Origin of the sequence: Candidatus Kosakonia sp. 282A-S69 (genome assembly GCF_029433855.1) — a bacterium.
GTDB classification, from domain to species: domain Bacteria; phylum Pseudomonadota; class Gammaproteobacteria; order Enterobacterales; family Enterobacteriaceae; genus Kosakonia; species Kosakonia cowanii_A.
The window spans coordinates 211,775-212,005 of the sequence record NZ_JAROAU010000005.1 but is presented as its reverse complement, the minus strand read 5'-3'; the positions used below and the strand labels follow the sequence as shown (position 1 = coordinate 212,005).

1 protein-coding gene is annotated in these 231 nt (G+C 62.3%); it reads right to left on the bottom strand.

All coding sequences use genetic code 11. The features are described from left to right. The coding region (locus PU683_RS22010; RefSeq protein ID WP_277174700.1) for a hypothetical protein at nt 1-231 on the bottom strand (231 nt) is incomplete at both ends.

Below are 231 nucleotides of genomic sequence, written 5' to 3'. Positions count from 1 at the left end.
AGAAAAGTACCCGCGCTTGCTCACTTTCCACCAGCACCTGGAACGGATCGGCAGTGTAGGCCAGCGGGTTGGATGGCGCCGGGTAGCCATCGGGTACGTCGATGGTCAGGGGGCCGAGGCCCGTCGTGTACACAATGACGGTTTCACCCGCTGTGGCCGGGTCCGTCGGCATTATGAGCGAGCCGTCCACATGGACGGCTACAGCGTAGCCGTTGTACGTAAAGATGCCGG